Source organism: Oleiphilus sp. HI0117 (assembly GCF_001635235.1).
The window spans coordinates 1-2,796 of record NZ_LWGA01000932.1 but is presented as its reverse complement, the minus strand read 5'-3'; the positions used below and the strand labels follow the sequence as shown (position 1 = coordinate 2,796).

The window sequence follows — 2,796 nt, the reverse complement described above, 5'->3', positions numbered from 1 at the left end:
GCTCCCGATATTTTGGTCATCACAAAACCGCCTATTCCCCACGAAGTAAACAGAAGGCCATAATTGATACCAAAGGACTTCAAGCCCCACCAACCCTTACAAAAGGCAGGAAAAAGCGCCAGATTGGTACCGTAATTAAAGCCAATAAAGGTCGCCGACAAGACAATAAAGAACGCCATCGCCCCCTCACTAGAGACGACGAATATCGCCAGAAACATATTCAAAGACTGAAGCGCCAGGAAGATTGCCAAGGCAAGGTTTTTACCCATGGCATCAGACACCACGCCAGCAATAATCCGTCCTGAGGCATTACCTACCGCCATGATGGCGACGACGATAAACGCAGCGTTACCCATACTTTGCTTCGCCATCCCAGCCACGCTACCAATCACCATTAGCCCGGCTCCAGCGCCAATAAAATACAGAAACCAGAGTTTCCAAAATGAAGCCGTTTTAATAACCAGTGATGCATCCATGGATCTTTCAGGCTCACTGCGTTGAACCGGTTCCAAGTCTTCTTGCTCTGTTTTGGCAGGCAGTTCTTTAACTACATTCTGATCCGAAGATTCTGGTTCAGCAGGAACATAGCCCTCAGGCGGATTCTTAAGAAAACGGGATAGAATGCTTAAGGCAATAAAGAATGCAGCGCCAAAAAACATCATGGTGCTTTGCAAACCCCACTCACCAACAAGGTAAGAAGCCAAGGGGGCAATATAGACAGGTGCCAAGCCAAAGCCTGCAACGACCAAACCCGCAATAAGTCCGGTCTGCCCGCCGGGGAACCACTTCAGTGCAGGTGGCGTAGCCGAAGCATAACCAAAACCGATACCTGCACCGGTGAGCACACCAAAACCAAGCACCCAAGCTGTATAACTCGTGCTTTGCGAAATCACCAGCAAACCTGCACCCACTAACACGCCACCAATCAGTGCCGTTACCCTGGGCCCTAATAAGTCCTGGCACTTACCCGCCAGAATCATCGTAAAGGCAAACACTAAACAGCAGATGGCATAAGGATCGCCAACCGAAGCTCTGTCCCAATTAAATCCACCGGCACCGCCCGCTTCAATTGATTCAACAATCTTGGATTGATAAATGCTCCAGGTATAAAGCACCCCTAGAGCCAGGTTGATCCCTGTACCCGCGATGGCTACCTTCCACCCCGGATTCTTTAGTATTTCAGACATATCCCTTCCTTATCTCTACGAACATGAAGACCGCCTTTAGGAGGCGAGTGAGATTTTTTTATTGAGTGCTCAATATAGTCTGAGTACGGCAGAAGAAAATGACGGGAGTCAACAGGTGCGTAGATTAGGCTTAGTTTTTGAAAAATTGGAATAGTGCCTAGAGACAAAGATGATCTTGCTCAGCGACTTTGAAACTCTGTTTACAATGTTCAAACGGGCAGTCAAAACTCAGTGATACCGACTGCAATTGCAGATCCCTAACACCCTCAGCTTCCGTGTCACATGATTTACCATATAGCCGGTCGCCAACAATCGGGTAGCCTAAGGAGGAGATGTGTTGGCGAATTTGGTGCTTGCGGCCCGTTAGTAATCTAACGTCAAGTAGGGAATACTCGCCCTTACCTTCAACATAAGAAAACATACTACATGCGGCTTTACCCTCCACAGGGCTATTTACTTCATAGTCTTGCGGGAAGATAGAAAAATCACCGTGCACAATTGCCTGGTAGCGTTTATCAACCCTCCCCTGACTAAACATCTCACTAAAGCATTGCGCAGCTTTTTTACTATGACATAAAACCATTAAACCCGTGGTTGCTCTGTCCAACCGATGGACTAGAAAGACAGGTCGTTCATGGGTATTGCTAAGCTTAGCAAGGTTTACTTCTACCCAACGATTAATACTGGCAAAGTCTCCCCATCGGCTTCCCTGGCAGTTCAGGCCATAGGGTTTGAACCAAATACTGTAATCATAAGCATCATGGATCAACTTTGGTTCAGGGATAGCTTGCCTGAGAACTTCAGCGTTATAATTAAGTTCAAGCTCATCACCAGCCTTTAGCGCCTTACTAGCTCGCCTTAAACGCTGCTTCCCCTTCCCTCGATGCAACCATACAGCGCCTTTTTGCATGGCGTCTTTTATCTTGGCTTGCGAGAGATTCGTATGACTGGCGAGTATCTGGCTTGCCTTAATGTGGCAATTACTTTCATCGAGCGTTAGTTTGAATTCGACTATTTCTGTCACATTATTAACCTTAGATTAAAGACACAATATTAGCGTTTAAGAATGATATTCGCCTTACCCGCCAAATAACGCTCTCGAAAGAGTTTAAAGTATTTATCCAAGCTTTGCGCAGCTTCATGCTCACCCGCCAACTTCAGTACTTCAACACCCACTTCGGCCGTACATAACTGATGATCCTGTGATGCTTCGCGCAGCTGATAATTTGACACCTTTTCAGGGCTAATCCCCAACACAGGAAAAGGCCGAAGATAAGCACTACGAAACATTTTTTTAGCCTCTCGCCAAGTTCCATCTAAGATAATAAATAAAGGCCTCTTGCCATGCACTTGACTCTCTATTTCAACCGGGTTTCGAATACACTGATCAGCTTCTGCATACTCATGAGGAAAGACCACGATAGGAAAGTAATCTGGATTCTCCAATAGATCGCGCAAAGCAGCCTCCTGCTCGGTACGTTGCCACTGGAAAGCATAATTGTCAGGGATAAGATCTGCGATGATGCGTCCGGTATTACTGGGCTTAAATACTTCCCCCTGATAGAGAATAAAACAAAATGCACAAGCAGCCTCAGCAACGGGTCGCTCT

The 2,796-nt window shown here is 46.6% G+C and carries 3 protein-coding genes; all 3 read right to left on the bottom strand.

From position 1 onward, the window contains the following. Nucleotides 1-1,187 (bottom strand): OFA family MFS transporter (locus tag A3757_RS16710; protein ID WP_068739960.1); only part of this gene is annotated, 1,187 nt, incomplete at its 3' end. Nucleotides 1,188-1,344: 157 nt separating this feature from the next. After that, a complete protein-coding gene (locus A3757_RS16705; protein ID WP_197470093.1) occupies nt 1,345-2,211 on the bottom strand; it encodes an RNA pseudouridine synthase in 867 nt (288 codons plus the stop codon). Between the two features lie 29 nt (nt 2,212-2,240). Continuing rightward, a partial coding sequence (locus tag A3757_RS16700) for a tRNA-uridine aminocarboxypropyltransferase (RefSeq protein WP_068739958.1) occupies nt 2,241-2,796 on the bottom strand: 556 nt, incomplete at its 5' end.